At 59.4% G+C, this 25854-nt stretch carries 25 protein-coding genes; 2 read left to right on the forward strand and 23 right to left on the reverse strand.

Features of this window, described 5'->3' with window-relative positions; genetic code table 11:
- Positions 1–174: 174 nt before the first annotated feature.
- The 6 genes from J8C06_RS09880 to J8C06_RS09905 all read right to left on the reverse strand — a co-directional run bounded on the left by J8C06_RS09880 (position 175) and on the right by J8C06_RS09905 (position 6735).
- Positions 175–393 (reverse strand): hypothetical protein, encoded by a 219-nt coding sequence (locus tag J8C06_RS09880; RefSeq protein WP_211428533.1) that lies wholly within the window; start codon positions 391–393, stop codon positions 175–177.
- Between the two features lie 4 nt (positions 394–397).
- Positions 398–1477, reverse strand: a complete 1080-nt coding sequence (locus J8C06_RS09885; protein ID WP_211428534.1) for an Mrp/NBP35 family ATP-binding protein — start codon at positions 1475–1477, stop codon at positions 398–400.
- On the reverse strand, positions 1477–2166 hold the full coding sequence (locus J8C06_RS09890; RefSeq protein WP_211428535.1) for a helix-turn-helix transcriptional regulator: 690 nt from the start codon (positions 2164–2166) through the stop codon (positions 1477–1479). Before J8C06_RS09890 ends, J8C06_RS09885 begins: the two co-directional genes overlap by 1 nt.
- A gap of 50 nt (positions 2167–2216) precedes the next feature.
- Positions 2217–2969, reverse strand: coding sequence for a 1-(5-phosphoribosyl)-5-[(5-phosphoribosylamino)methylideneamino]imidazole-4-carboxamide isomerase (gene hisA, locus J8C06_RS09895; RefSeq protein ID WP_211428536.1), 753 nt, complete (start codon positions 2967–2969; stop codon positions 2217–2219).
- A 3-nt stretch (positions 2970–2972) separates the two neighbouring features.
- Positions 2973–5039 (reverse strand): alpha-ketoacid dehydrogenase subunit alpha/beta, encoded by a 2067-nt coding sequence (locus J8C06_RS09900; protein WP_246602108.1) that lies wholly within the window; start codon positions 5037–5039, stop codon positions 2973–2975.
- Between the two features lie 241 nt (positions 5040–5280).
- Positions 5281–6735, reverse strand: a complete 1455-nt coding sequence (locus J8C06_RS09905; RefSeq protein ID WP_211428538.1) for a DASS family sodium-coupled anion symporter — start codon at positions 6733–6735, stop codon at positions 5281–5283.
- Between the two features lie 153 nt (positions 6736–6888).
- On the opposite strand from J8C06_RS09905, the gene J8C06_RS09910 reads away from it, so the two are divergent.
- Positions 6889–8043 carry an acyl-CoA dehydrogenase family protein gene (locus J8C06_RS09910; RefSeq protein ID WP_455423699.1) on the forward strand — a complete coding sequence of 385 codons (1155 nt, stop codon included), beginning with the start codon at positions 6889–6891 and terminating at the stop codon, positions 8041–8043.
- Between the two features lie 77 nt (positions 8044–8120).
- Here the strand turns inward: J8C06_RS09910 and J8C06_RS09915 are convergent, their stop codons facing one another.
- From J8C06_RS09915 to J8C06_RS09925, 3 genes are all read right to left on the reverse strand, one after another.
- Entirely contained in the window at positions 8121–8882 is a 762-nt protein-coding gene (locus J8C06_RS09915; RefSeq protein WP_211428539.1) for a hypothetical protein, read from the reverse strand.
- 81 nt (positions 8883–8963) lie between these two features.
- Positions 8964–9602 carry a thiamine phosphate synthase gene (locus tag J8C06_RS09920; protein WP_211428540.1) on the reverse strand — a complete coding sequence of 213 codons (639 nt, stop codon included), beginning with the start codon at positions 9600–9602 and terminating at the stop codon, positions 8964–8966.
- A 96-nt stretch (positions 9603–9698) separates the two neighbouring features.
- On the reverse strand, positions 9699–10118 hold the full coding sequence (locus J8C06_RS09925; protein ID WP_211428541.1) for a hypothetical protein: 420 nt from the start codon (positions 10116–10118) through the stop codon (positions 9699–9701).
- A gap of 5 nt (positions 10119–10123) precedes the next feature.
- Here J8C06_RS09925 and J8C06_RS09930 point away from each other — a divergent pair, with 5 nt between their 5' ends.
- Positions 10124–12325 (forward strand): transglutaminase TgpA family protein, encoded by a 2202-nt coding sequence (locus J8C06_RS09930; RefSeq protein WP_211428542.1) that lies wholly within the window; start codon positions 10124–10126, stop codon positions 12323–12325.
- Between the two features lie 18 nt (positions 12326–12343).
- Here J8C06_RS09930 and mnmG read toward each other — a convergent pair whose 3' ends face one another.
- From mnmG to J8C06_RS15315, 14 genes are all read right to left on the reverse strand, one after another.
- On the reverse strand, positions 12344–14242 hold the full coding sequence (gene mnmG, locus J8C06_RS09935) for a tRNA uridine-5-carboxymethylaminomethyl(34) synthesis enzyme MnmG (protein ID WP_211428543.1): 1899 nt from the start codon (positions 14240–14242) through the stop codon (positions 12344–12346).
- Between the two features lie 82 nt (positions 14243–14324).
- Entirely contained in the window at positions 14325–15443 is a 1119-nt protein-coding gene (locus J8C06_RS09940) for a nucleotidyltransferase domain-containing protein (protein WP_211428544.1), read from the reverse strand.
- 32 nt (positions 15444–15475) lie between these two features.
- Positions 15476–15754, reverse strand: coding sequence for a PqqD family protein (locus J8C06_RS09945; RefSeq protein ID WP_211428545.1), 279 nt, complete (start codon positions 15752–15754; stop codon positions 15476–15478).
- On the reverse strand, positions 15751–16797 hold the full coding sequence (locus tag J8C06_RS09950; RefSeq protein ID WP_211428546.1) for a radical SAM protein: 1047 nt from the start codon (positions 16795–16797) through the stop codon (positions 15751–15753). The genes J8C06_RS09945 and J8C06_RS09950 overlap by 4 nt, the downstream gene beginning before the upstream one ends.
- Positions 16790–17794, reverse strand: coding sequence for a hypothetical protein (locus tag J8C06_RS09955; protein WP_211428547.1), 1005 nt, complete (start codon positions 17792–17794; stop codon positions 16790–16792). The genes J8C06_RS09950 and J8C06_RS09955 overlap by 8 nt, the downstream gene beginning before the upstream one ends.
- A gap of 81 nt (positions 17795–17875) precedes the next feature.
- Positions 17876–18031, reverse strand: coding sequence for a hypothetical protein (locus tag J8C06_RS09960; RefSeq protein ID WP_211428548.1), 156 nt, complete (start codon positions 18029–18031; stop codon positions 17876–17878).
- Positions 18032–18066: 35 nt separating this feature from the next.
- Positions 18067–18738 carry a lasso peptide biosynthesis protein gene (locus J8C06_RS15450; protein ID WP_407064902.1) on the reverse strand — a complete coding sequence of 224 codons (672 nt, stop codon included), beginning with the start codon at positions 18736–18738 and terminating at the stop codon, positions 18067–18069.
- The gene (locus J8C06_RS09970) at positions 18647–19864 is read right to left on the reverse strand and encodes an ATP-grasp domain-containing protein (protein WP_211428550.1); all 1218 of its coding nucleotides are present in this window, start codon (positions 19862–19864) and stop codon (positions 18647–18649) included. The genes J8C06_RS15450 and J8C06_RS09970 overlap by 92 nt, the downstream gene beginning before the upstream one ends.
- A 107-nt stretch (positions 19865–19971) precedes the next feature.
- The gene (locus J8C06_RS09975; protein ID WP_211428551.1) at positions 19972–20886 is read right to left on the reverse strand and encodes a hypothetical protein; all 915 of its coding nucleotides are present in this window, start codon (positions 20884–20886) and stop codon (positions 19972–19974) included.
- 68 nt (positions 20887–20954) lie between these two features.
- The gene (gene carA / locus J8C06_RS09980) at positions 20955–22127 is read right to left on the reverse strand and encodes a glutamine-hydrolyzing carbamoyl-phosphate synthase small subunit (protein ID WP_455423700.1); all 1173 of its coding nucleotides are present in this window, start codon (positions 22125–22127) and stop codon (positions 20955–20957) included.
- A gap of 40 nt (positions 22128–22167) precedes the next feature.
- A complete protein-coding gene (locus tag J8C06_RS09985) occupies positions 22168–22806 on the reverse strand; it encodes a lysophospholipid acyltransferase family protein (protein ID WP_211428552.1) in 639 nt (212 codons plus the stop codon).
- A complete protein-coding gene (hisD, locus tag J8C06_RS09990) occupies positions 22803–24194 on the reverse strand; it encodes a histidinol dehydrogenase (protein WP_211428553.1) in 1392 nt (463 codons plus the stop codon). The genes J8C06_RS09985 and hisD overlap by 4 nt, the downstream gene beginning before the upstream one ends.
- Positions 24195–24202: 8 nt before the next feature.
- A complete protein-coding gene (tatC, locus tag J8C06_RS09995) occupies positions 24203–25309 on the reverse strand; it encodes a twin-arginine translocase subunit TatC (RefSeq protein WP_211428554.1) in 1107 nt (368 codons plus the stop codon).
- A 39-nt stretch (positions 25310–25348) separates the two neighbouring features.
- Positions 25349–25846 (reverse strand): twin-arginine translocase TatA/TatE family subunit, encoded by a 498-nt coding sequence (locus tag J8C06_RS15315; protein ID WP_211428555.1) that lies wholly within the window; start codon positions 25844–25846, stop codon positions 25349–25351.
- Positions 25847–25854 lie beyond the last annotated feature (8 nt).

Raw genomic sequence — 25854 nt, forward strand, 5'->3', positions numbered from 1 at the left:
GTTCATATGCCCTGTGACGGCAGGGCTTGGGGATGCAAAAACCCAATAGTTTCGTTTCCTGCCCGAAACGAAATCCGTCAACCCGCCTCGATCACAACGCGCTGTGAGTCGGAAGCCTCTCTCCCAACTGGGAGGGAGGCTTCTTCCCCATGGTGTGGAGATTGTGATGTCGGTCTAGGCAGCGACCCGCGCCGGACTGTCGTCGTGGATGTCCACCTGAATCAACCCGTTGCGGTACAGCGCATAGCCGCTGGCTGTGCTGGCGATGATGGATGGAATTCCGCGCTCGGCAAACCACCGCTGCCAGCGCTCCAAGTCACGGTAACCTTCGGACTTCTTGCTCTTGACAAATGTGGAGAAGCGGTTTTCTTCAGAAATAATGACGTGACCCATTGTCTTACCCTCCAAGGTTCAGTTCAGGAAGTTCAGGGGAGGCCATTGCCGCGACGGAAACCTGTGCGGCCAATCGTTCGGCAATGGATTGAAAGGCTCTGGCTTGCGTGCTCTGGGGGTAGCCAACGACGACCGGCACGCCACTGTCGCCGCCTTCCCGGACTTCGATGCTCAAGGGAATTTCGCCGAGAAAAGTCGTTTCAAACTGTTTGGCCATCACCTCGCCGCCACCTTTCCCAAAGATGTAAATTGGCTCTGGGATGTTGGGATGCGTGAAGTAGCTCATGTTTTCAACAATGCCAAAGATCGGAACGCCGACTTGCTTGAACATGTTGAACGCTTTGCGCACGTCGGCCAGGGCAACTTCCTGTGGTGTTGTCACGAGGACGGCCCCGGAAACGGGCACAAGCTGCGCGAGGGAAAGCTGGACGTCACCCGTACCAGGCGGCATATCCACCACCAAGTAGTCCAATTCTCCCCACTCGACATCGCGTAGAAACTGCTGGACAACGCCATGCAGCATCGGCCCACGCATGATGACCGGCTTATCACCCCGGTTGATAAGCCCAATGGACATAAACTTTACGCCGTGCGCCTCGCGGGGGATGATTTTGTTGCCGCGCACCCGCGGCTCCTCGATGACGCCCATCATGATGGGTACGTTCGGACCGTACACATCGGTGTCAAGCAGCCCAACGCGCGCGCCGGTCTGGCCAAGTGCCACCGCAAGATTGACCGCCACGGTGGATTTCCCAACCCCACCCTTGCCGGAGCTGACCGCGATGATGTTGCGAACGCCGGGGATACCCGACTTTTCTGGGACGCCCCGTCCCTGCGGAACCTGGGCTTCCATCTTGACGGTCACCTGTTTGACGCCGGGGATAGCCGCAACGACTTCCCGTGCCTGATGTTCGAGCTGCTCCTTGACCGGGCAGGCCGGTGTCGTCAGGACGAAGCGAAACGCAACCGCGCCATTGTCAATCTCGACATCCCGAATCATGCCCAGTGAGACGACATCCCGATGTAGATCGGGGTCTTGGACGGCGCGCAGTGCATCGAGAATTTGCTGTTCAAGAATTCGCATCACGAGCACTCCCTCTGAAAACTAGCCCGGGGCGACTCCATCAAAGGTGGGAAGACCCGGTACGCGCACGCGCCATCACCATCGGCAATCCGCTGTTCACGGACGACCTTGCCGCCTAAGAGGGCTTCGTAAAGTTGGCGCTCCTGCGCGCACAACTCAGAGAAAACTTTGGCAACGTTGAGCGTCGGACAATTGCGCTCAATGAGCCGAAACGAACCATCGGGGAGAGCTTCATAGTCAGCAAGGTAACCCCGCTCGACCAGAAACTCTGCGAGTTTTGCTACACGTGCGGAAAAATTGAGTGGCTCAAGCTGCGGCGCAAGGTGACGCAACACCTGCTCGGCCCGCGCGCTGATCACCCGCAGGACGCCTTCCTGCCCAAAACACTGGCGTGTCGTCTGCAACAGCTCACAGGCCAAGGCGTCATAGCTGTTAGGGAAAAGCTGTGCCGCTTGTGGCGTCAGAGAGTAGTGATGACCCGGCCGCCCCCGCCCGCAAGTGACGACGCGATAGGCAACATACCCTTGTCGCTCCAGGATTTCCAGATGACGACGGACACTGACCCGCGTCAGTCCAAGCGCCTCGGCCAAGGCTTCACTCGTCATTTCGCCGTGCTGCTTGAGCAAGCAAATGATGTCATTCCGATGTTCTTTGAGGTGTTCTTTGAGGAGTGTGGCGACCGTTGTCATGGCGAGTGGGAGCATGCACTAGGTCGCGATTTTTGTCAATAAAAAACATTTTATTTTTCTAAAATCCCTCTCGATGCCAACTGTAACGCTGCGCTCAGGGTGAAACGCTGTTCATAGAGCGCCTTGCCGACAATACACCCTTCGATGACGCCAGTTGCCGCCAGGGCGCGAATATCCGAAAGCTCGGCGACGCCCCCGGAAGCGATGATGTGTAAGTCAGTGAGCCGGGCCAACTCAGCCGTGGCAGTAACATTAACCCCAATGAGCATGCCGTCACGGGCGACATCGGTGTAGATAATCCGTTCCACCCCTTGCGCCTTGACTTGCTGAGCCAACGCCAGCGGTGAGCGACGGCTATCGGTTTGCCAGCCATGGGTCACAACCTGGTTGTGGCGGGCATCTATCCCAACCACAATGGCAGCCGACCCGTAGCGCCCCAAGAAATCATCCAGCAGCGCCGGTTGCTCCACGGCGACCGTCCCTAGAATGATGCGTTGCACGCCCAACTCAAACAGCCATTCAGCGGCGGCAAGGGATCGGACGCCGCCACCAAACTGAACCGGAATGCCCACACTACGTGCGATGGCAGCCGTGGCGTGCAGGTTTTCGGCGTCTCCGTCATCGAAAGCGCCGTCTAAGTTGACAACGTGGAGCCACCGCGCGCCTTGGTCGCGCCACTGTTGCGCCACGGCGAGTGGATCGTCGGCGTAAACGGTGGCGCTGGCCTTCTCGCCCTGGCGCAACCGGACGCATTTGCCCTGGCGCAAATCAATAGCCGGGATCACTTCAAAGACACGGGACATGGCTCAGTACTCGGCCAGCGCAACCATCGCGCCAACTAGGTCAGGGATTTGCGGCAAAATGTAATCTTCAACCTGTGGCGCGTAGGCCACAAAGGTATCCAACGCGCCAATCCGCCGCACCGGCGCATCCAGGTCGTCAAACAGCTCTTCGCCAATCCGCGCGGCAATTTCCGCGCCATAGCCCCAGGAGAGCGACTCCTCATGCGCCACGATAACCCGGTTGGTCTTTTTGACCGAAGTGACGATGGTCTCCCAGTCGTAGGGCGCAAGGGTTCGTAAATCAATGACTTCAACTGAAATGTCGTGGCTGCGCTCCACCTCCTTGGCGGCAACGAGTGACTGCTGCACGAGCGCCCCGTAGGTAATGACGGTCAAGTCCTCGCCTTCCCGTACGACGTTGGCCTTGCCAAACGGAATCATGTAATCCGGCCCCGGGTACACGCCCTTGTTATAGGCCTGGCGGTATAAATGCTTGTGTTCCAGAAACATCACCGGGTCATCAGCCCGAATGGCCGTTCGCAACAAGCCGTTGGCATCCTCAGCCGTTGACGGGAAAACAACGCGCAATCCGGGAATATGGGTGAACAGGGTTTCACCGGACTGGCTGTGATAGACCGCCCCCCCCTTGAGATAGCCCCCAATCGGGACACGCACCACCACCGGACACTTGAAGGCTCCATTCGAGCGCCAGCGCAGCAGGGCCAGTTCATTGCGCAGTTGCATGTAGGCCGGCCAGATGTAATCGAAAAATTGAATCTCGACGACCGGCTTGAAACCGGCCGTGGCCAGCCCGATGGCGCGTCCGATGATGTTGGCCTCGGCAAGCGGAGCGTTGTACACCCGGTCGCTGCCGTAGAGCCGCTGCAAGTTGTGGGTAACTTTGAAAACTCCCCCCTTGCCCTTGACTTCCTTCAGGTTTTCCTCGCGGCTGGCATCGGCCACGTCCTCGCCGAAGACCAGGATGCGCGGATCGCGGGCCATTTCATCGCGCAGACAGGCATTGAGGAGGTCCACCATGGTGGTTGGCGTCCCTTCCGAATGGGTGCGCGGCGTGTCAAATGCCGGTGACGTTGGGTCCACATCCGGTGAATAGACGTGCAGCGTGGCGGTTTCAGGCGCGGGCTGCGGACTGGTCAGTGCTCGATCCGTAGCCGCGTTGACTTCACGTTCGACATCGGCGCGCAGGGCAGCCAAGTCGGCCTCGGTCGCAATGCCCTCGCGGAGCAGGAAATCCGCAAAGGTCACGAGCGGATCGCGGCGGGCGTCGCTTTCACGTTCATGGGGAGTGCGGTAGAGCCGTTCGTCATCAGACAGTGAATGTGAGTAGGGACGAATGACGTGGGCATGCACCAGAGCCGGCCCTCGTCGCTCGCGGGCGTAAGCCACGGCCGCACGCATCGTTTGGTAGCTGGCCAGCAGATCCGTGCCGTCCACCTTAAGAACCAACAAGTCAGGATAACTCTGCACCAGGCGCGAAATGCTGCCGCCGGCCGTTTGGACCTCGACCGGCACCGAAATCGCATAACCATTGTCTTCAATCAAATAGACGACGGGCAGCTTGAGATTGCAGGCCGTGTTGAGCGATTCAAAGAATTCGCCTTCGCTGGTCGTTCCTTCACCCGCCGAACAGTACACCACCGCATCGGCGGGGAAGGCTTGGCCGAGCGTTGCTTCGTCAAGCTGCAACCTGGACTGCCGGTAGAGCGCCTCAGCAAAACCGACGGCTTGCAGGAACTGGGTTCCAGTGCAACTGGATTTCGAGACGATATTGAGTGCCTTATGCCCCCAGTGGGAAGGCATTTGGCGTCCGCCGGAGTTTGGGTCTTCGGCCGCGCCCACGGCTGAAAGCAGCATTTCGGTGGGTGTCATGCCCAGTTCCAAACACAGCGCGCGGTCACGGTAGTAGGCATAGAACCAGTCGTACCCCGGCCGCAGGACACGCCCAGCCGCCACCAAAATCGCTTCGTGACCGGCCCCGCTGATTTGGAAAAAGACCTTGTTTTGGCCCTTGAGCTGAATTTCTTTGTCGTCGAGACGGCGCGACAGCACCATGGTGCGGTACATCGCCATCAAATCCGCCGGCTCCAAACCGGCATACGTCGGATGAAGAACAGGTTGGGGCTGCACGAAACAATCTCCTTCCAAAATGAAGTCTAGGCGCGGTGGGGAGTGCGCCACGCCGCCAGGCGACGGTGTGTAAAGCTGCCTTTTCCTTCAGTTGCAGACTGTTTTTCAAGCCAAAAATACACAAGTGCAAGACATTCGGTCGTCAATGACCGCATCGCAGGCACATGACCGCATCGCAGGCAGGTCACCAGTAACCTAACCACCGCCACCACAACCCACCAATCGTTAGCCAGATCACTAGGTTGACGAGCGAGGCCGCCAGCCCCAGCCGCCACCACGCGCGCTGTGTGACATAACCGGCGGCAAAATAAATCGGCGCGGGGGTCGTTCCGTAGTGGGTCAGTCCAGCGCACAAATTCGAGGCATAGGCCAGCCCAAACGCGGACAGGAGCGGCGGAGCGCCGGCGGCCGTCATGACCACCAGAAAGGGAACGTACATCGCCGTGGCATGGGCTGTGATGCTGGCAAAGGCGTAGTGTGCGTAAAAATAGGCAGCGACGAGAACCAATCCGGCAACCGGCCAGGCCCAACCGGCGGCTTGTCCGGCCACGACTTGGGCGAACCGCTCGGTGAGTCCGGTTTCTCCCAGGGCTTCGGCCAACCGCACCAGCCCACCGTACCAGAGGAAGACATCCCAGGCGAACCGTTCGCCGGTCACATCTTCCCAGGTGAGCACCCCGGTCAGGAGGAGCGCCCCAACGCCAATCAGCGCCACGACAGCATAGTTGAGCAGCCCTTCCAGACCGACGGCGCGCAGCATCCCGGCAACGCCTGGGATGGCGGGCGTCAGCCACAGGGCAATCACCAGGGCAAACACCCCGGCCAAAACCTGCTCGGCGGAGCTGAGTGGACCGAGCCGGTCCAGTTCGGACTGCGCGAGACGGGGAGCGTCAGGAGTCTGGGTAATTTCCGGGGGGAATAGGCGATAGAGCAACGGCGGCACGAGCGCCAGCGAGACGAGCGCCGGGAGGAGTCCGCCGACAAACCATCCACCATAGGTCAAGTCCACACCGGCAGCGGTTTTGGCTAACCTGGCAATGAGGACGTTTGAGGCCTGGCCGGTCAGGAACATGGCGCAGGCAATCACTTCGCACTGATACACCATGACGACCAAAAACGCGCCCAACCGACGCGCCGTTGGACCGGGGTGCGAGTCATAGGCCTCAGCAATGCTCTTCACGATTGGAAACAGCACCCCCCCGGCCCGCGCGCCATTCGATGGAATGGCCGCGGCCAGGACGACATCGGTTGCCACCAAGGCATAGCCCAGCCCCAATGTTCGGCGACCCAGGACGCGGATGAACCAAAAGGCCAGCCGTCTTCCCAAACCGGTGTGCGTCATGGCACGCGCCATGAGGCACGCGGCCAGCACGAGCCAGACCGTTGGATCGCCATAGCCGGCCAGCGCCGACTTCGGCGCAAGCGCCCCGGTGACGGTGGCAGCCACGACTCCCAGAAAAACGACCAACCCACCCGGCGCGGGTTGCACGATAAGGCCGGCAATCACGGCCGCGAAGACGCCGGCCAGCGGACGCGCATTCGCCGCCAAATCGCCTGGGCAAAGCGCCCAGGCCGCGCCGCCAATACTGATGGTCAACAGCCAGCGCCATCGCGTGGCTATCTTGGGAAGCTGCGTCATGGGACGGAGTGGTACGTCACAACCGGGGTTGGCCTTGATGATATTTTGGCTTATCGTTGAATAAGGTTTTTTTATACAGTCGAATCAGGGTGAGGCGGTTCGGCTAAACGTTCGTTTTCTTTCGCCGTTCGTCGGCAACAAGGAGTCAAGCCCATGGGACTTATGCACATTGACCTCACGGAAGAACAAACCCGAATCAAGTTTTCCGTCCGCGAGTTTGCGGAAGCGGAGATCGCGCCCCACGTGATGGCGTGGGATGAGCCACAACAATTCCCGGTCGAACTTCAACCCAAACTGGCTGAAATGGGGCTGATGGGGATTATCTTTCCCGAAGCGTACGGTGGAGCCGGTTTGGGTTATATCGAATACGCCACGATTATTGAAGAGTTGGCGCGCGTGGACCCGTCTGTTGCGTTGGGTGTCGCGGCCCACAATTCACTTGGGACAAACCATATTTTCACCGCCGGCACACCTGCGCAGCGCGAGTCGTTTGTGATCCCACTGGCGCGGGGTGAGAAGCTGGGCGCGTGGGCGCTGACCGAGCCGGGTTCGGGCAGTGATGCGGCTGGGTTGGCCACGACGGCCGTGCGGCAAAACGGTCACTTTATCCTCAACGGCAACAAAAATTTCATCACGCATGCCAGTTATGCCGACACGTGCGTCGTGCTGGCCAAAACCGACCGCTCCAAGGGAACGCACGGTATTTCGGCGTTCATCGTACCGACTGACACACCAGGCTTCGTCCGGGGCAAGAAGGAAAACAAGCTGGGGATGCGGGCTTCGGATACGGCCAGTCTGGCTTTCGTGGATATGAAAGTGCCAGCCGACCACCTGCTTGGCAAGGAAAATGAAGGCTTCGTGGACGCGCTCAAAATTCTCGACGGGGGACGGATTTCCATTGCCGGACTGTCGGTTGGCATTGCCCAGGGCGCATATGAGTCGGCCGTGCGCTACGCCAAGGAACGGCACTCGTTCGGTCGGCCGATTGCTGAATTTCAGGCCATTCAATGGAAATTGGCCGACATGGCCACGCAAATTGAAGCGGCGCGGTTGCTGACTTGGCGGGCGGCAGCGATGAAAGACGCGGGCAAGCGGACGACGCGGGAATCCGCCATGGCGAAGCTGTACGCTTCAGAAGTAGCCGTCAAGGTAGCCGAGGAGGCGATCCAGATTCACGGTGGCTACGGATACACGAAAGACTACCCGGCCGAAAAGTTCTGGCGCGACGCCAAGCTGTGTACGATTGGGGAAGGCACATCGGAGATTCAGCGGCTCGTCATCGCGCGCGAAATTCTGCGCCAGCACTGAATCACGTTACGCCGCACTTGCCACCTGCCGGGAGCGCTGGGACCTTGTGCGCCGCGCTCCCGGTTTTGTCATTGGTGTTAGGGGGCTAGAACCCACCAATCTTCGATTGGGGACTGAGAGCGCCCTTTGCCTTGCGGCTGGACTGCTTCACACGGGTAAACAGTGCAATATGTGCCATGATTTTCACAGCGTAAACCCTTGGCAAAGTCACTACATCTGAATCCGGTCACATTCCCCAGTCCATCCTTCAGCGGCTCGCAATTCTGATTTGGACAACCGCTCTTACTGCCTTGATCGTTCTCATTATCTAGGCTTCGGCCCAACGTTGGGGCGATTTCCCGGTTCCACAGCTTGCCGTTTGAAAACTCGGCGCGCTCAACGGCAAAAACCAGGAGCCGCGACTGCCCTCGATAATTGTTCTCAAAGGTATCAAGCGGTAATCCATAGTTGAGCCGCCCGACAAAGGATGTCAGTTCCGCGAGGTTTGACTTTTTGAGTTCGGCAACCACCACGGCTGGGATGCGGCGTGGCGTGACAGTTCCACTTTCCAGCAAGTTGCCAGTTTGAACGTCAAACAGTAACCACGTTAGCTGCAGGTTTAGAATGGTGTTACCGGTGTGATTACGTGTAATAAAAAATCTTACTGCATAAGGATTTGCCGTCTGTGAAACAGCGTGGACGTAAATATCGGCATCCTGACAACCAGGTAGGATGTCCGGCGCAATGGTCAAGGAGTCGGCCGGCGGTGGCGGTGTTGGCCGCTCATCACCGAGGACTGAGCAAAGTAACGGCCACACAACGAAGATACTACATAACCACACTTGTAGAGCAGTTCGCATGACGCACCTCCCTTTGAAGTTAAGAACCAATACCTAACTGACGGACCTGGGAACAGGTATGGCTGCCTACAGTTCCAAGTTTTACTTCGGCCGAGGTTGCCAGTCAACCGTACGGCCGGTCTTGGCTTCAGACTCTAGAAACGCCTGGGTAAAGGCGCGAATGGAGGCAATGCCGGCCGCGCCAGCCGCAGCCACCAGGGGCGCGTTGTCACGATTGACGCCCCCCAGAGCAAACAGCGGCAATGTCGTTTCGCGGGCGAGCGCAGCAAAAGCCTCCAGGCCCAACACCGGCTTGTTACCGGAAGGAAAGACGGGGCCGCATACAGCAAAGTCAGCCGCATCCTCTGCCGCAGCAATCTCAGCCCGGTTGTGGGTTGAAACGGCAATCAAAAAGCCGGGCGGCACACACCGCCGCACCACGGCCGGCGGCAGCGACCGGGCCGTAAGATGGACGCCGTGGGCACCGGCCGCATAAGCCACGTCCAAACGGTCGTTGACGAGAAGTTTTGTGCGCGAGCCGGACAACGCCGCAACCATGGCGGCGGCCATCTGTGTCAACGCGCGCGCCGAAAGGTCCTTTTCGCGGAGTTGCAGGTAGTCAATGCCCTGGGCGGCAGCGAAGCACGCCAGTCTAACAAGCCGCTGTCGGGCCGTAGCTTCGTCGTAGGCTTCACCGGCATGGAAAAGCTGTTGGCGGTCGGTGATGAGGTAACGACGCATATTGAAGTTGTTTGAGTTGAGGTCGTCTAAGCAGCTCTAAGCGTCTGGCGACTGGTGCCCGTCCACACTTCAAGCGCCAGATCATTTATCCCCGGCTCATCGTTGGCCGAGGAGCGTAATTGCCGTTCCACGCCAGGCAATGGGCATGGTGCCGGCGTCGCCCACAACGTGCATGTGCGTGGTGTCTCCGACCGTGTAAAGTGTGACATCTTCAATGATGCCGATGGCTGGCGAGGGGTGGACAAAGTGGCTCACCTTGGCGGTCACACCCTGCTCACGCAGCGCGGTGGCTTCGTCGAGCAAAGCCGCCCGGGTGGCTTCTGGTATGTCAAGCGCGGCAATCGCCTCTTCATCCTGCACGAGCGCCATGCTGCCATCGGCGTCCACACTCCAAAGGTATGGAATGTCGAGAAGGAAATGCAGGTGTTCAGGCTGGGCATAAACGCCTAGAATCTGGCAACCGAACACGTGCTTGACGACGTGCTCCTGGTGCTTCGTAAGCTGTCGGATTTCCATAAGCCATGACCATCGAGAAGTTTTTCAAAGCCACGTCCTACGCCTTGGTCGCCGGTGGGTTCTTGACGCTGGCGCTCACCGGGCGGGTGGACACGGTGACGTTCATCCTCTACGCGCTGGCCCTGGTTGCAAGCTGGTTTGCCGACCGTCCCGGCTCAAAGCTGCAAATCAGTGAACGGGTCGCCAACTGGTGCGTCGTCGGCTACTTGCCCTTTGCCTATCTGGACTTTCGTTACCTCAGTGGCTCGTGGATTACGCCGCTCATTCACTTCGTTCTGTTTGTCTCCATCTTCAAGCTTTTCCAGGTCAAGCGCGACCGCGACTGGGTGTTTCTCTACTTGCTGGCGGTGTTTGAAATGCTGTTGGCGGCGGGTCTCACCATTGACGCCCTGTTTCTAGTTTTGCTGGCTGGCTTCACGCTCACCGGGCTGGCGGCGCTGCAAGCGTTTGAAGTCGTGCGGACCCGGCGCAACGCCCAACCGGTCATCCGTGCCGTGACGCTTTCCTACGACGGGCAACGCGCGCGAAAGGAAAGCCGTCCGGTGCGCTACCTCCTGGCGATGACCTTTGCCATGGCGGTATTGATTGGCGTTTTGAGCACACCGATGTTTTTCATCCTCCCGCGGTGGAACACTGGTCTTCTGGCGCAAAGCTTCAGTGAAGACACGGCCATGACCGGCTTTTCCGACCTTTCGATTTCACTCGGTTCGGTCGGAAGCATCAAAACTGACGAGCGGACAGCCATGCGCGTTCGTGTGGATGGTCCACTCTCGCCCGACCGGCATTGGCGCGGCATGGTCATGACGCAGTTTGATGGACGCGAGTGGACGCGGCCCGAAGCTCAACAGCGGATGGCCATTGGACAGCGAGCAGGTAAGTATGTTCTGGACGAGCGGCGTCCCGGGCCACTTACCACACAGGTTTTTTATGTGGAACCAATGACGACCGGCGCGTTGTTCCACAGTGGTGAACCGTGGTTTGCCTATAACATCCGTGGACTGGCACGCGATGCGGTGGGCACGTTTTATCGGGCAGAACGTGGAACGCGCCTGAGTTACACGGTTGAAACCAGTCTCAGTGAAGTTCCGGCTGCGCGCTTGCGCCAGGACCCGCTCCAGTACGACGCGCGAACCCGGGAAACATTCCTGCAACTGCCACCGGCCTTTGACACACGGATTACGCAATTGGCGCGCGAAGTGGCAACCGCGGCAACCAATGGCTACGACCAGGCACGCGCCATCGAGGCCTATCTCAAGACCCGCTATGTTTACACGCTCGATCTCCAACGCGGGAGCGAGCCAGACCCGATTGTGGATTTTCTGTTTGAAACCCGCCGTGGTCACTGCGAGTACTTTGCCTCGGCCATGGCGCTGATGTGTCGCTCGCTCGGACTGGCAACGCGGCTGGCCGGCGGCTACCACTTGGGTGAATACAACCATGTCAACCAAACCTATATCGTCCGACAGGCAGACGCCCACGCCTGGGTTGAAGTGTATTTCCCCCAAACTGGAACCTGGGTGGAGTTTGATCCCACGCCATCTGTAGCCGGGGCACGCGCCAACACGGCCGATTGGTTGGCCGCCACGCGGCGATACATCGAAGCATTGCGGATGTTCTACATTGATTATGTTGTCGCCTACGATGCGCAGCGCCAGCGCGCGCTGGCGCGGGATGCCGGAAGCGCCACAGCACAGTATCAGACAGCCGTCCAAAAGTACGTTGACGGCTATCGTCGGTACTTTGCGAACTGGTTAATCGTCTATTGTGGTGACTGGCTATACGACCTTAGATGGTATTACGACTTGAAGGGCAAAATCATCCTCGGACTCGTCGTAACCGGGACTGGGTTGCTGTTGCTTGGGGGCTACTTGCTCTGGCGGCGTCTTCGCCAGGCACCGCGCCTGCTCTTCGAGCGCTGGTGGCTAGGGTGGCTCGTTCCATTGATGCGCTGGCGACTTCGGCACGATGAACGCCAGTCGGCCGTGCTTTTTTACGACGAGATGGCAGCCTTACTTCGGCGGGCGGGCTATCGCCGCGCGGCCCACCAGACGCCACTTGAATTTGCCCACGCCATCGGCTTTCACGAGGCACTGGTCATCACCCAAGCCTACAATCAGGCTCGTTATGGACCATCCCTAGCAGTTGACATGGCGCAGGTTGACGGTGCGTTGCGGACCTTGCGGCAACGGCTTCGGCGGCAACGCTAACGGCTCAGGGCTAACGGTTCAGGCAACCACCGCCGAACGCCTACCGCTCCCCAGATGCAGGCTCAGAATGGCCAGCGCCGCCGGCGTCACGCCGGGGATGCGCGCCGCCTGCCCCAACGTGGATGGACGAATCCGGGTAAACTTGTCAGCCATTTCCCGCGACAGCCCCGGTAGCCCGGCGAAGTCAAAGCCAGTTGGGATGGTAACATCGGCCGCCCGTGAAAGCTTCTTGGCCGTGGCTTCATGGTGACGCACATAGCCTGCATACTTCACGTCATTCACGGCAACGCTGAGTTCGGTGTCATCAAAGTCAGCCTGGCCAGCACGGCGGAGTGCCGCAGCCAAGTGCTCGGCGGTCACTTCAGGACGCCGCGCCAAACTTGACAGGCGTTGCTTTTCCTTGATGACGATGCCGGTTTCAGCCGCGAAAGCGTCTGCCTCAACCGAGTCAGCCGGAATCGCAACGGTATCGAGCAACATCCGGCAGGTAGCAATCCGCGCCTGCCGGGACTGGAAAGCGCGATAGTCGTCGTCACTCACCATCCCAATGGTGTGGCCAAGCGGTGTCAGGCGTTGGTCACTGTTGTCAATCCGCAGCAGGAGACGCACTTCCGAACGCGACGTAAACATCCGGTAGGGTTCATCCACACCCTGGGTGGTGAGGTCGTCCACCAGCACACCAATGTAACTCGTGGCTCGGTCGAGTGTGACGGGCGGCAGGCGCTTGGCCAACCGGGCGGCATTGATGCCGGCTATCAAGCCCTGACAACCGGCTTCCTCGTAACCGGTCGTGCCGTTGATCTGTCCGGCGTGAAACAATCCCTTCACGCGCTTGGTTTCAAGCGTTGGCTTGAGTTCGGTGGGGTCCACCATGTCGTACTCAATCGCGTAGCCCGGACGAATGAGTTGCGCCTGTTCAAGGCCTGGAATGGTGCGCACCATCCGCTCCTGTACGTCAATCGGCAGGCTCGTTGAAATCCCGTTGACATAGACCTCGTGCGTGTCAAAGCCCTCTGGCTCAAGAAAAATCTGATGCCGGTTCTTGTCGGGAAACTTGACGACTTTATCCTCGATGGATGGGCAGTAGCGCGGTCCTACGGACTGAATCTGGCCGCTGTACATCGGTGATTTGTCGAGGTTTTCACGAATCACGCGATGCGTTTCTTCGTTGGTGTAGGTGATGTAGCAGGACAGTTGCCGGCGCGTGATGGCTTTGGTGCCAAAAGAAAACGGCGTCGGGTCGGCATCGCCGGGCTGCTCTTCGCACTTCGACCAATCAATGGTCTTGGCATGGACGCGCGGCGGCGTTCCGGTTTTGAGCCGGCCCACGCGGAAGCCCAACCGACGAAAACTTTCCGCCAGAAGGATGGATGGCAGTTCTCCGGCGCGGCCGGCCTGGTAGGTGCGCTGACCGATGTGAATGAGGCCGTTGAGGAACGTCCCGGTACAGATCACGACGGCCGTCGCGCCGAGTCGGCGGCCGTCCCACATCTCGACGCCGAGGATGCGTTCCTGCTCAACCATCAAGTCAATGACTTCGCCCTGCCGCAAGTGCAGGTTTTCGACGGTTTCGAGAAAGCGCCGCATTTCCGTTCGATAGAGCGCACGGTCAGCCTGGGCGCGTGGTGACTGGACGGCCGGCCCGCGGCTCCGGTTGAGCAGCCGAAATTGAACGCCGGTTCGGTCAATCATCTTGCCCATCAACCCGCCGAGGGCATCCATCTCACGGACGAGGTGGCCCTTGGCAATACCGCCAATCGCCGGATTGCAGGACATTTGAGCAACGAGGTCGAGGTTGAGCGTAATGAGCGCCGTCCGGCAGCCCAGCTTTGCGGCCGCATAAGCGGCTTCACATCCTGCGTGACCCGCGCCAATCACGACCACATCGAAGACTTCGTTGAACTGATATTCACACATGACTCACACAAACCTCGGTCAAGGCTCAAAACACGGAGTGTACTGAGGGCGCGGGAGGAATGACAACTAGGCTTCGTGGCGGCTAGGTCTCTCCGGGTGATAGTCCACGCCCTTGCAGGGTGCGCAGTGCCACCCGCGCGAGAAAGCGCACACGGCTGCGCCAGCGGTCATGGAGACTCGATTGATAGAGGTTCGATGCAACAAAGAAGCCGAGCTTCGCCCCAAAGGCCTGGCGCGGCCGGTTGTAGAGGGTCATTGCGCGGTCAAAAAGCCGCTGATTGACGCCGAGCCACCGGCGCTGTCCGGCGGTCAGGCTGGTCAACAGCGGTGTTTCCACCTCCAACCGCTGCCGTAACAATTCACAGGCAAAAATGACGGATGTGGTCACCCGCCATTCCTGCGCGCGCCGCAGCAGTCCATCCCAATCAAAAGCGGGGTACTTGTGAAGCAACAGTTTCAGGTCGAACAGCCAAGCGAGCCGGGCAAAGCTGTGGGCGGCGGCGTGAACGCACAGAAACAGAAACTCGTCTTCCGGCGCGAGGACGCTGACGACCTGCCCGTGTTGGGTCTGGTAGGGGATGGCGCGCGCGAGGAAGTCGTCCGCGCGCAGCGTCACCCCAAAACGACGAAACAAGTGAAAGTGCAGTTCCAACGGCGGCAACACGTTGTCAAGCGCGATGTTGTGGTCGCCGGCCAGGGCGCGGGCCACCGTGGTGGCGTCGGCTTGATACCCCAGGGACGCCAACGCCGCCAGTGCCGGCTGAACCTGTCCGTAGGGGATGAGCACATCCAGGTCGCTCGATGACCGCAGACCATCGCCGCCATACAGCCGCTCCCCCAGGACAGGCCCCTTGAGGATTGCCGCCGGGATGTTCACGGCCGATAGCGTGTCAAAAACGCGATCCGTTTGCGCCGTGAGCTGGAGCGTCCAGGCTGCCTTGTGGGCTTGGATCAATCGAAAGCGAGTGAGCACGGCCTCTGGCAAGCCGACGCCAGCCCTGACCAGTCGGCGGAACAAATAGTCCTCCAACCCGTGATGGAGCGCGCTTTGCAGTAGCGCCGGCCAGTGCTCGACCACGCTTGCCCGCTCCGCCAGCATCGTTTCTTGTTCTGGCAGACAGGCAATTAGGTACTCCAGCCAGCGTTCGGCGGCTACACCGTTGTCGCGGTGCGGCATGAGGTCGGGATAGCGCGTCGGCATTGTTTTTCAGCGCGTTCGTGGACGCGCGGCTTTCACGCAGAATTGGCTTGATCCGGCTCGATGAGCGCGGCCTTCTCGAGCTGTTCGAGCATCCGCCGGGTGCTTGCAGCCAGATGGGTCTCGTCGGCGTCGTATTCGGCTGCCAGGGCCGCCACGATGTCAGTTTCGGGTTTGCCTTGTGAGAGGTGCTTCCAAATTGCCGCGCCGGTGCTGTTGAGCGTGAAGTAGCGTTTCGTGTCAAGGTGCAGCAGCACGATGGCATCTTCAACTTCAGTCGAAACAACGGATGGATGCGGGCGAAAGGTTGTCATGGCTGTACACTCATAGCAACCGACTTTGATACCGTCGTTGTTGCGCGCCCAAGCTGCACTAACCCTGGTATCTGCCAGGCTGCTTTGTCAAACGTCGTCACACAGAAGTGGCATGGGAATTCGGCGTCTGGATGCCCAGCGGCAAGCGCCGCATTCCGTCGTTCGCGCTGGGCGACTGCCAGCCGGTGAACTTGTTCACATGCCTCCCGGAAGGAGGTGGTGCGCATATCCGCCACAATATCACCTTCGCCAACACTGTTACGGAAGTCTGACAGCGTACAGCACAGCGTAAGGCGTCCGCGACAATCGAGATTGACGGTTTCGCCGGACAGTGACACGCAGGGCGTTCCTGGCTCTGGCGTCGAACTGCCGGCTGCAAACTGTACGGGCATGTTGAGGATGGCATTCACCGCCAAGGCCTCGCGCTCTGCCGCCCGCCGCTCACTTGGTGTCAGGGATAACGTTTGATCATATTCCTCGGACGTAGGCAACATATGCGCGAACTGGACGATGTCAGCGCCAAGCCTGGCCCCTAGAACAGCCATGGCTTCGATGCTGGACACGCTGCGTTTCGTGACCACCAAGTTGATGCCAAATGGGAAGCCATGGAGTCGGCACAAGGCCATGGCGGCCATGATTTTGCGGAACGATCCTTTACCACGCACGGCGTCGTGCAGGGCTTCGGTTGGCCCATCCATACTGAAGAAAATTCGGAAAAGCGCAGCCTTGGTCTCAACCAGGAATGGCGCAATTTTGGGAAAGTGCCAACCATTGGTCACAAACGAGTAGGAGAACCCAAGCTCCGCCGTGCGGTGAACGACATCCCGAAAGCGGGGATGAAGCGCGACCTCACCACCGGTGTACGTCACGGATGTCACGCCATAGCCACGCGCCTGCTCCAGAACAGCACTCAGCAGATCAAAATCCAAGTGCTGTGTCTCGGCAACCCGCAGGCAGTAGTCACAGTCGAGGTTGCACAGGTTGGTGAGTCCTATGGTCAAGCGTTTGACGGGGAAGCAAGCGGAGGCAGGTGGTTCAGGCATAGGTACGGTGAAGCTGTGTGAGTTCCTGGGCATCCAAGTAGGTCGCCAACTGTGACGGGCAGTGCAGCACATCGCGGCCCATAAGCAACGTAAAGCTATAGCACGATTCAATCAGCTTGCGATATGTCGCCAAGTGAGCTTCCGCCGTATCCCGATCAAGCGCCAACCAAGGGGTACTCACCATCAAGCGGGCCAGCGCATCTGCCATTGGAAGGGGCTGAAGCTGGGTCTCTTCGGCATCCCGAAGTTGACAAAAAAACAGGAAATCTGGCTGTGCCACCGGTTCATGGCGACCGGACCAAATGGCGGCCGGGTCCACAATCCACTTCTCAACGTGCTGCAAGCGACGTTCGGCGTGCGGCTGCAAATGGGGGAACCGACGCAGTCCATCCGTTGTCACCGAGAACAGTGCCCGCCCGGCCCGGACATATAGCGCAGACACGGCACCATCCACAGCCGCCTGATTCGAGAACACTTGCCGTACCAGTAGGGCGTCGTCAGAAACATAGTCCCAACCGGCTTCCAGTAAACCCAGAACGGCGCTGGTCTTCCCGCTTCCCGAAGCGCCCACGAAAATATAACCGCGCCCGGTGTGAACGCATGCGCCGCCATGCAGTTCAAACCACCCCAGCCGTCGGAGCAAAAACAATAAAATGAGTCGTAGGAAAGCGTAACAATCGTACGACGCCAGCGCATCACCAGACGGGGCAAGCGCAATTGGTGTCACCAGTCGCCGGGCAGTGTCAATCACGACTTGCCAGGCGCCGTAAGTGAATGTCAGACAGGAATTCTGACGGTGAACGGTCAGCCCCTTCCAAGCCAACCACGGCCCGGCTTTTTCGTGGGACGGGAAATTTGGTCTGTCGTCTGTCAGAATAATATCTGCAGCTTCCGGGGCGACCTCAGGTAAGCCAAGGTAACGGCAGGTTTCAATGACGAGGCTGAGTTGACGAGCAGATTGTCCAGCAACCCCAAAGGAAAGACTTGCGCTCGACACTCTTCAGCCCCCGAACAAGAAATGGGCTGGCTGCATCAGGCAGTAGCCACAGCCAGCCCAAATTCAAGACTGAAAACCAATTTACGGCGCGATAAAACTTGCGGTGAAGGCTTCCAGCACACGCAATCCCTGGATTTGCTTCTCCAGGTGGTCGAATTCCCTAAGTTCTGGTTCAATAAAGACTTTCTTTGCCGGTGCGGCATCCGCCGCGATCACGTTGGTTTCAAGCGTATTCATGACAAGTCTCCTAAAAGCGTTTTAGTGGTTATAAGCTAGGATGCCGTTGGCATCCGGTGACGTAGCAGCACGTGGAAGCAACCGATGGGATTCGCCATTTCAAGCAATGGCTGCCCATTTGTCTCAATCCAACAGTGAAGGGCCGGACGACCAACGTCATCCAGTGACCCAGCCCCCAACACAAACGCAACGCCCGCCTGCCGCTGGCAACGTAACATTGCGTAAATTACCAACGAGCGAAGCAAACATTCGCCTACTCCAAAACGCGGCAAGCGATGCACCACTGCTCGCGCCGTCTGAGCAAGTGCTTCTGGAGTTAGTGCCGTTAGACCACGCTCGGGCAGGTTATCCAAACGCGCCAGGATGTTTGGCAACGTTCCCCACCGAATTTGCGGCCACAACCAACAAGCCCACAGAAGACACCTGACGACCACCCCGGGATGATGGCGACGCCAAGCTATGTGCCGAACCTGGCCAAGGTGGGAATCCAAACTACAGCAAGAACGTATCCACGAAGCAAAGTTGCTCAAGCTAACAACGACATTATGAGAATTAGTCGCCACTGTGCAAGTTGTTTTTCTGGCGTTGGCACATTTAGGCCCGGCACTGCCGAACTCACTCAGGACGTTCGAGCGGCGGTACGACGGCACAGTAATCACGTTCAAAACGTGCAGTGTAGTCACGCAGCAGCTCACTGACCCGCTCATAGTTCGTTGAGCGCACGACCAACCCAACGTGGTACCGTTTCTTGACCCGGTGAACGATTTCCGGATCGGTAAAAGCCGAGGTGTCAGGATACTCTTGCCGCGCCAGACACAGCGCCACACCCCCATATTCCTGTCGCGTTGGTGGTAGCGTATAAGGAACTTCCCCGCGCCCCAGCTCGATTTTGGCCCATTCAGCCCAAATGTTGATGCCACTCGCCGCCTCGAGCGCCTCGGCAATGTAGGCGCCCCCCACCCGACCGGCAATTTCCAAAAAGTAAAACTCACCATCCTCGGCACTCTTGATAAACTCGGCGTGGGTCGCGCCGCGGCGCATCTTGAGTCCGGTGATGAGCTTGTGATTGATGTCAAGCAGAACCGCCCGCTCTGGCGCATCATAGGGCACGGTCTGGGTGGTGAAGACGCCACCATCGTGGGCCACGCTCATCGGCGGACGCCCATAACGATTCACCCCGGCAAAGACGACCTCACCATTTTCGACCAGTGAATCCACGTGATACACATCACCAGCCACGAACCGCTCCAGCACGTAGTTGCTCGAACGTTCGCTCAAGCGGTCGCGGGCATCGAGATAGTCAATCGTGCGCCACACCTGCTCGCTGTCATAGAGTTTCTTGATCCCAATCGCTGAAACATCTGTGCGCGGCTTCATCACCCACGGCGGCGGCACGCGCTTCATGTAAGTTTCCAAGTCCTGGTAGTTGAGCACATGCACGAAGTCAGGCACACGCACACCAGCCTGTTCTGACTCGATCCGCATGGCGAGTTTGTCGCGGAAGTGCCGCGCCGTGGTGCTGCCCATCCCCGGCAAGCGCAAGTGTTCGCGGACGAGCGCCGCCGTCAGCACGTCAAATTCCTCGAGCGCAACCACGGTGTGCAGCTTACGCGGGCGCGCAAGCTGCGCGACCGTGTACACAAACAGCTCTGGGGTAGCGTCATTCGGCAGCGGAATAAACTCGTCGAGGCTCTCAAATGGCCAGTCTTCATGGCGAAACTTTTCTTTGGTCACCAAAACGACCCGGCATCCCTGCCGCTTGACCTCACGCAGGAACTCAACGCCCTTGAAATAGCTGGCTAGACAAACAACGGTTCGTTCGTGATTGGTCATGGGGTAATCATGAACTCATCAACAAGCTGGATTGACAATGCGTGCAGGAACATAACCCGCCGCCTGGAACATAAGCAATTGCTCGTTGTCGAGCGCGCCCAGATTTGTCACGGCTCGTCCGGCGGATAGGGTTCAACCCGAATCACGCCACGTGCTGTTATCAGTTGCAACTCTGCGCCGCCCACCCCGAAGCGGCCCCGGGTTTGCATGCCAAACGGCGTATCCGGCGGCAGGTCCGGTTCGCGGTTGAGCGGATAGCGAATATCGAGCGGCGCGCTGGCCGTCAGGATGACATCCGCCGCAAAACCACGTGGGACGCTCAACAGAATATCGCCTACGCCAACCCGCAAGTCCAAACCAGAACCACGCCAGCTTCGACCGCTGAGTTCAACCCGCGCATTCCCGGTCGCCAGCCGCCCAACGACCGTTCCGGCAACGCCGCTGAGGGTGACTTGTCCACGCTGCACCCCAAAAACAATCCCACCATACATTCCGGCCAACACGAGGTCGCCATCAAACACAGACACGTCGAGATCGGTGTATTCCGGCACGGTCAGCGTGTAATCAATCCGATACGGCAGGCGGAGCAGCGGACTCGCCAGGCCGTCCGTCACCGCTCGCCGCTCCTTCCGCGACAAGTTCTTGACCGACGGCCCGACCGACATCAAGTGCAGCCGGACATCACGGGTATCGAGCTGAAAACCAATCCGCTCGGCCAGCGCCGAAAGGTCGTCCGCCGATGCCCCTTCCACGCGAATGGTGGCCTTGATCGTGAGTTCCGAACGCTTGCTGCCAGCAATGGTCAGGCTACCGGTTGGCGGCAGCGTGATTTTGAGCGCACGGCCATAATCAAACCGCATCTTCTGCTCGCGGACGTACTCCCGAAACAAGCTGCCGCTCTCGGTTTTCCCCTCGGCTTTGAGCGTTGCCGCCGCCGGTGGAATGGTCGGCGCGGACGGCGGCGGCTGTTGCCCCAACCCGATGCCACTCGTCACGATGCCGCCCAGGATAACAGCAGCCAACGGATGCAACCTGCCGCCGAATACCAACCTCCGGCCACGCCAAAGCCAGGAACGCTTCAGGAAACGCATCAGGCAGCAGCCTCGACTGAACGGGGTGGCAAGAGCGCGGCAAACGTTTCAAACAAGTATGACGCATCATGCGGTCCAGGCGCGGCTTCCGGGTGATACTGCACGCAGAAGATCGGCAGGTGGCGGTGGCGAAAACCTTCGAGCGTGCCGTCGTTGAGGTTGATGTGCGTGACCTCGAGTTCATCGGGCAGACCGTCCGGGTCAACCGCAAAACCATGGTTTTGTGACGTAATCTCGACTTTTCCAGTGGCCAGGTGTTTGACTGGATGGTTGGCACCACGGTGGCCATACTTGAGCTTGAACGTCTTACCGCCAAAGGCCAACGCCAAAACCTGATGCCCAAGACAGATGCCAAACGTCGGTAGCTGTTCGGCCAGGACGCGAACTTCGCGCGCGATATCCGCCAAGGGTTCTGGATCGCCAGGGCCGTTGGACAGAAACAGACCATCCGGGCGCAGCCGGAGAACGTCCTCGGCGGTCGTTGTTGCCGGGACGACCGTCACGCGGCAGCCAACACTCGATAGTCGGCGGAGAATGTTGAACTTGATGCCAAAGTCGAAAGCCACGATATGCCAGGGCGTGCCGACTGGCCCGGCATCGCTGACGGGCGTGGCCGACCAAGTGTACGGCGTCGCACAGGTCACGGTTTTCGCCAAGGCCGCGCCGACCATGCTCGGCGCGGCCGCCGCCTGCGCCACGAGCTGCTGGGGTTCGCGCTGCGACGTGGAAATGACACCACGCAGCGCGCCGCGTTCACGGATGTGCCGAACCAAAGCCCGCGTATCAATCCCTTCAATCCCCACGATGCGATGGCGCTTCAAATAGGCATCGAGCGATTCCGTAGCCCGCCAGTTACTCGTCACAACCGACAGCTCGTGCACGATAAAACCGGCCACGAATGGTTGCCGCGACTCAGTGTCATCCGCGTTGACGCCATAGTTGCCAATGTGCGGGCAGGTCATCGTCACGAGCTGCCCGGCGTAGGATGGGTCGGTCAACACTTCCTGGTAGCCGGTCATGGCCGTGTTGAACACAACCTCGCCGGTCGTCTCACCTGACGCCCCAATGCTTTTCCCGTAAAACAAGCGCCCGTCTTCAAGCGCAAGAATGGCTTCCACGTTATTGATCTCCACTTGGCCTTGCTCGGCGTAGCCTTGCAGGGAGTCTAGCACGCCTTGGTTCACCGCCCCACATCGCGGCCGGCAGGCTGGGTTACGACGCTTCCCACTGCCTCAGCAGGGTATCGAGCGCCGTTTGCAACCGAGCGGTTGCCGCCGCAATTTCCTCATCAGTTGCGCCGCGCCGAACCCAGATCGGTTCACCGTAGAACACCCGACCGACCGTGAAGGGCTTCGGGATGCGGAAACCGTCCCAGGTTTTGAGCGTCCAGTAGTGCTTGGTCACAATGCAGACCGGCTGAATCGGCGCGCCACTCAGGCTGGCCAGCATAGCCGCTCCATCCTTGGCGCGATAGCGTGGCCCTTTTGGGCCGTCAATCGTGAAGGCGGCATCCGCGCCGCGCCGAATGGCCTTGACCATGGCTTTGAGCGCCGCCACGCTGCCCCGCGTGGCCGACCCACGTGCCGCGCCGAACCCAAAGCGCTGAATCACTTCGGCAATCATATCCCCATCCCGGCTGAGTGAGGTCATGACGACGATGCCGCGCTGCCGGAAAAACAGTGTCGCGGCCAAAATCTGGTTATGCCAGAAGGTGTAAATGATGGGCGTCGTGGGCGGTAGCGAGCCATGCAGCGGGTCGGGCAAATCACGCAAGTTCGAGGTATCGAGCCGGATTGTTCCTCCCAGCGTCCGCAGGACAAAGGTTGCCAGTGTCGCCAACCACCACGTCATGACGGTTCGGAGGCGGCTTCTGGTGGCGGCTCAATAACCAAGAGGTTTTGCTTACTTTCAGAGAGCGGATTGGTAGTTGCGGTCAGTGGCCCGCTGTGCCGCTCAATCCGCAGGCGCACCGAACGGGCATGCCCATCCAGGCCCTCGGCGTCCGCCAGAGCGGCAATCATATCAGCGGTTTTGACCAGTCGCCCCATGGTGTAGCGAATGACATTCGTCCGGCGCACGAAGTCATACACGCCAAGCGGTGAAAAAAAGCGAGCGGTGCCGCCCGTCGGCAAGACATGACTTGGACCGGCGAAGTAATCCCCAACGGCCTCCGCCGAAGCTGGACCAATGAAAATCGCGCCCGCATAGGCAATTGCTTCCGCAACCCGTTCCGGTTCAGCGGTCATGACCTCGACGTGCTCCGGCGCGATCTGATTGACAAGCCGAATGCCCTCCGCCAGCGATTCCACGAGAACAATCGTGCCAAAGCGGTCAAGGGCGGCTTCGACGACCTCCCGGCGCGACAGTGTTGCCGACTGATAGCTGACCTGCTCGGCGACGGCCGTTGCCAGTGTCTCGCTGGTCGTGACACAAACGGCTGCTGCCAGTTCGTCATGCTCGGCTTGCGCCAGCATATCAGCCGCGACGAGTACCGGGTCAGCCGTTTCATCCGCAATCACCACGACCTCGCTGGGTCCGGCAATGGCGTCCACGTCCACCACACCATAGACTTGCCGCTTGGCTTCGGCCACATAGCGATTGCCTGGACCAACAATCTTCGCCACACGCGGGATGCTTTCCGTGCCATAGGCTAGCGCAGCGATCGCTTGTGCCCCGCCAATGGTGTAAACCTCTGTCACGCCAGCCTCAACCAGCGCCGCAGCCAGTATGGGCTGGGTCAAAAACGTCTTGGCCGGTGTCACCGCCACGAGCCTGGGCACGCCGGCCACCTGGGCCGGAATAGCCGTCATCAACACAGTCGAAGGATAGGCGGCCTGCCCGCCAGGCACGTAGATACCTACGGCATCGAGCGGCTGTATGCGATGGATGAGCTGGACGCCATCTGCCTGCTCCATAACCCGCGTGTATTCCCGCTGTAGTTCGTGAAAGGAACGAATATTGTCGGCGGCCAGGCGCAGGGCCGTCCGTGCGTCCGCCGGGGCTTGTTCGGCTAACTTTTCCAGTAGCGCCAGTTCGACGCGCACATTTTGGGGCGATAGTGACACGCCATCGAACTTCTCCGTCAACGAAAACAACCCCTGGTCGCCCGTCTCACGCACGAGGCGGAGAATGTCGGCTACCGTGCGCGTGACATCCGCATCGGCAACCGCCGCGTACCGATGGTGTATGGCAGCGAGGCGCGCTTGGCCCTCGGCACTATCAAGACGAACAATCTGCATACATTTCCTCAACTCACAGAACGTAGTTCCCGGTTGGCGTCCGTGGCCGATACTGCTTCATCGGCTTCACGTTGCCGACCGAAAACGTAGGCGATACCAACACTCAAAAAATACAACGCCAACATCGGCACAGCGAAAATCATCATATTGGGAATATCCGACGTGGGCGAGATAATCGCCGCCAGCACCAGAATACCCATCACCGCCAAGCGCCAAATACGCAGCAGAAAACCGGCCGTGACCAATCCCAGCCGCGCCAGCACGAAGACCACCGTCGGCAGCTCAAAAACCAAACCAAGGCCCAGGACGATAGTGATGATGAGGTCAAAATACTCATTCACCTCGATCATTGGCTGGAAGTCCTTCGCCGTGCCCAACAGAAACAAACAGGCCTGCGGAAAGGCAACGTAGTAGCCAAATGCCGCGCCAAGCAGGAAAAACCCGGTTCCTAGAATCAGCACCGGGTAAATGTAAGCCCGTTCATGCCGATAGAGGCCCGGCGCGACAAAGGCGTAAAGCTGGTAAAGGGCAAATGGTATCGAAAAGAAAATCGCTGCGTAGAAGGCAACCTTGATGTAGAGATTGAAAGCCCCCTGCACCGTATGCACGACCAACTGCCCCAGGGGGTCAGGCGCCGTGGCAAAGAGTTCGGCTGAAGGCAGGGTAAAACCTTCTGGCACGATGCGCTGGCTCACAACCAGCGTTTGCGCCGTTTCCAGTTTGCGCCTACCTTGCGCGTCGCGGACGATCCGCGCTGGGACGGTCGTCCCAGCGGGAATCGTGACGCCCTCAATGGCAATGCCCGCGCCAAACACGTAGGTCACCTGCGCCCCATCTGGCAAATCGGCCAGACTCGGCAGTGGTGACGGCACTTTGACTTGCGCGAGGCGCGAAGCCCGGAGGGCGTCCGCGACCGGCTTGGACAGAAAACTGTAAATCGCGTCCGCAAAGCCCCAGCAAACGATGAAAGCGGCGGCGACAAAAGCCACCACGTAAAACACCCGTCGCCGCAGCTCGTCCAGGTGGTCGAGGAAACCCATTGTCCCGGCTTCCTCGCCATCTTCCGGTGGCTCGGCAAGCGGTTGGTCTGGTTTGGTCAACGGTTCATCAGCCATGACAGTGCCCCCGCAGGCCGCGGCAACAACCTGAGTTCATCAGCCCTCATATCCGACGAATTCGACCGCCGGAGCAACCGGGCGCACCGGTCGGGCGAGTTCGGCAACTGGACCGGTCGGCAGAATCGCATTCGGCTCAGGTGGGGTGCTCGCGCCATCCAAGCGGCTCACATCCGCATCCAGAGCGTCGGCATCCAGAGCCTCCGTAGCTGGCATCGGCGACGGCTCAGACGCCTCGCCTGACAACTGGCCTGGCGTTCGGGCAAAGGCCCCCTCGGCCGGCTGGACATCTGGCGCAAGCACATTCGGTGAGGCCGGCTCAAGTTCAACTGAAACGGATGCAAGGTCTTTGGTCAGGCGTGTTCGCTCGCTTTCGACTTCAGCTTCCCAAGTTTGCTTGAAGTCATCGGCGGCTCGCCGCAACTGCGCCATGATTTCTCCCAGACGACGGCCGATTTCTGGAAGCTGGCGGGGTCCAAAGATGAAGAACCCGATGAGAAAAATAAAAATGAGTTCTGGCGTGCCGATTCCAAACATCGTGTTCC

This window comes from Chloracidobacterium validum (genome assembly GCF_018304825.1).
Taxonomy (GTDB): Bacteria; Acidobacteriota; Blastocatellia; order Chloracidobacteriales; family Chloracidobacteriaceae; genus Chloracidobacterium; species Chloracidobacterium validum.

Excerpts from the sequence above, each read along its gene's own strand:
- J8C06_RS09905 (WP_211428538.1), bottom strand. The coding sequence starts at position 6,735 with ATGACGCAGCTTCCCAAGATAGCCACGCGATGGCGCTGGCTGTTGACC.
- J8C06_RS15450 (WP_407064902.1), bottom strand. The coding sequence starts at position 18,738 with ATGAGCGGGTCAGTGAGCTGCTGCGTGACTACACTGCACGTTTTGAAC.
- J8C06_RS09885 (WP_211428534.1), bottom strand. The coding sequence starts at position 1,477 with ATGCGAATTCTTGAACAGCAAATTCTCGATGCACTGCGCGCCGTCCAA.
- mnmG (WP_211428543.1), bottom strand. The coding sequence starts at position 14,242 with ATGTGTGAATATCAGTTCAACGAAGTCTTCGATGTGGTCGTGATTGGC.
- J8C06_RS09890 (WP_211428535.1), bottom strand. The coding sequence starts at position 2,166 with ATGACAACGGTCGCCACACTCCTCAAAGAACACCTCAAAGAACATCGG.
- J8C06_RS09915 (WP_211428539.1), bottom strand. The coding sequence starts at position 8,882 with ATGCGAACTGCTCTACAAGTGTGGTTATGTAGTATCTTCGTTGTGTGG.
- J8C06_RS09880 (WP_211428533.1), bottom strand. The coding sequence starts at position 393 with ATGGGTCACGTCATTATTTCTGAAGAAAACCGCTTCTCCACATTTGTC.
- J8C06_RS09950 (WP_211428546.1), bottom strand. The coding sequence starts at position 16,797 with ATGCCTGAACCACCTGCCTCCGCTTGCTTCCCCGTCAAACGCTTGACC.
- J8C06_RS09900 (WP_246602108.1), bottom strand. The coding sequence starts at position 5,039 with ATGGCGATGTACCGCACCATGGTGCTGTCGCGCCGTCTCGACGACAAA.
- J8C06_RS09930 (WP_211428542.1), top strand. The coding sequence starts at position 10,124 with ATGACCATCGAGAAGTTTTTCAAAGCCACGTCCTACGCCTTGGTCGCC.
- J8C06_RS09940 (WP_211428544.1), bottom strand. The coding sequence starts at position 15,443 with ATGCCGACGCGCTATCCCGACCTCATGCCGCACCGCGACAACGGTGTA.
- J8C06_RS09925 (WP_211428541.1), bottom strand. The coding sequence starts at position 10,118 with ATGGAAATCCGACAGCTTACGAAGCACCAGGAGCACGTCGTCAAGCAC.
- J8C06_RS15315 (WP_211428555.1), bottom strand. The coding sequence starts at position 25,846 with ATGTTTGGAATCGGCACGCCAGAACTCATTTTTATTTTTCTCATCGGG.
- J8C06_RS09920 (WP_211428540.1), bottom strand. The coding sequence starts at position 9,602 with ATGCGTCGTTACCTCATCACCGACCGCCAACAGCTTTTCCATGCCGGT.
- J8C06_RS09960 (WP_211428548.1), bottom strand. The coding sequence starts at position 18,031 with ATGAATACGCTTGAAACCAACGTGATCGCGGCGGATGCCGCACCGGCA.
- J8C06_RS09970 (WP_211428550.1), bottom strand. The coding sequence starts at position 19,864 with ATGACCAATCACGAACGAACCGTTGTTTGTCTAGCCAGCTATTTCAAG.
- tatC (WP_211428554.1), bottom strand. The coding sequence starts at position 25,309 with ATGGCTGATGAACCGTTGACCAAACCAGACCAACCGCTTGCCGAGCCA.
- J8C06_RS09945 (WP_211428545.1), bottom strand. The coding sequence starts at position 15,754 with ATGACAACCTTTCGCCCGCATCCATCCGTTGTTTCGACTGAAGTTGAA.
- J8C06_RS09910 (WP_455423699.1), top strand. The coding sequence starts at position 6,889 with ATGGGACTTATGCACATTGACCTCACGGAAGAACAAACCCGAATCAAG.
- hisA (WP_211428536.1), bottom strand. The coding sequence starts at position 2,969 with ATGTCCCGTGTCTTTGAAGTGATCCCGGCTATTGATTTGCGCCAGGGC.
- J8C06_RS09985 (WP_211428552.1), bottom strand. The coding sequence starts at position 22,806 with ATGACGTGGTGGTTGGCGACACTGGCAACCTTTGTCCTGCGGACGCTG.
- hisD (WP_211428553.1), bottom strand. The coding sequence starts at position 24,194 with ATGCAGATTGTTCGTCTTGATAGTGCCGAGGGCCAAGCGCGCCTCGCT.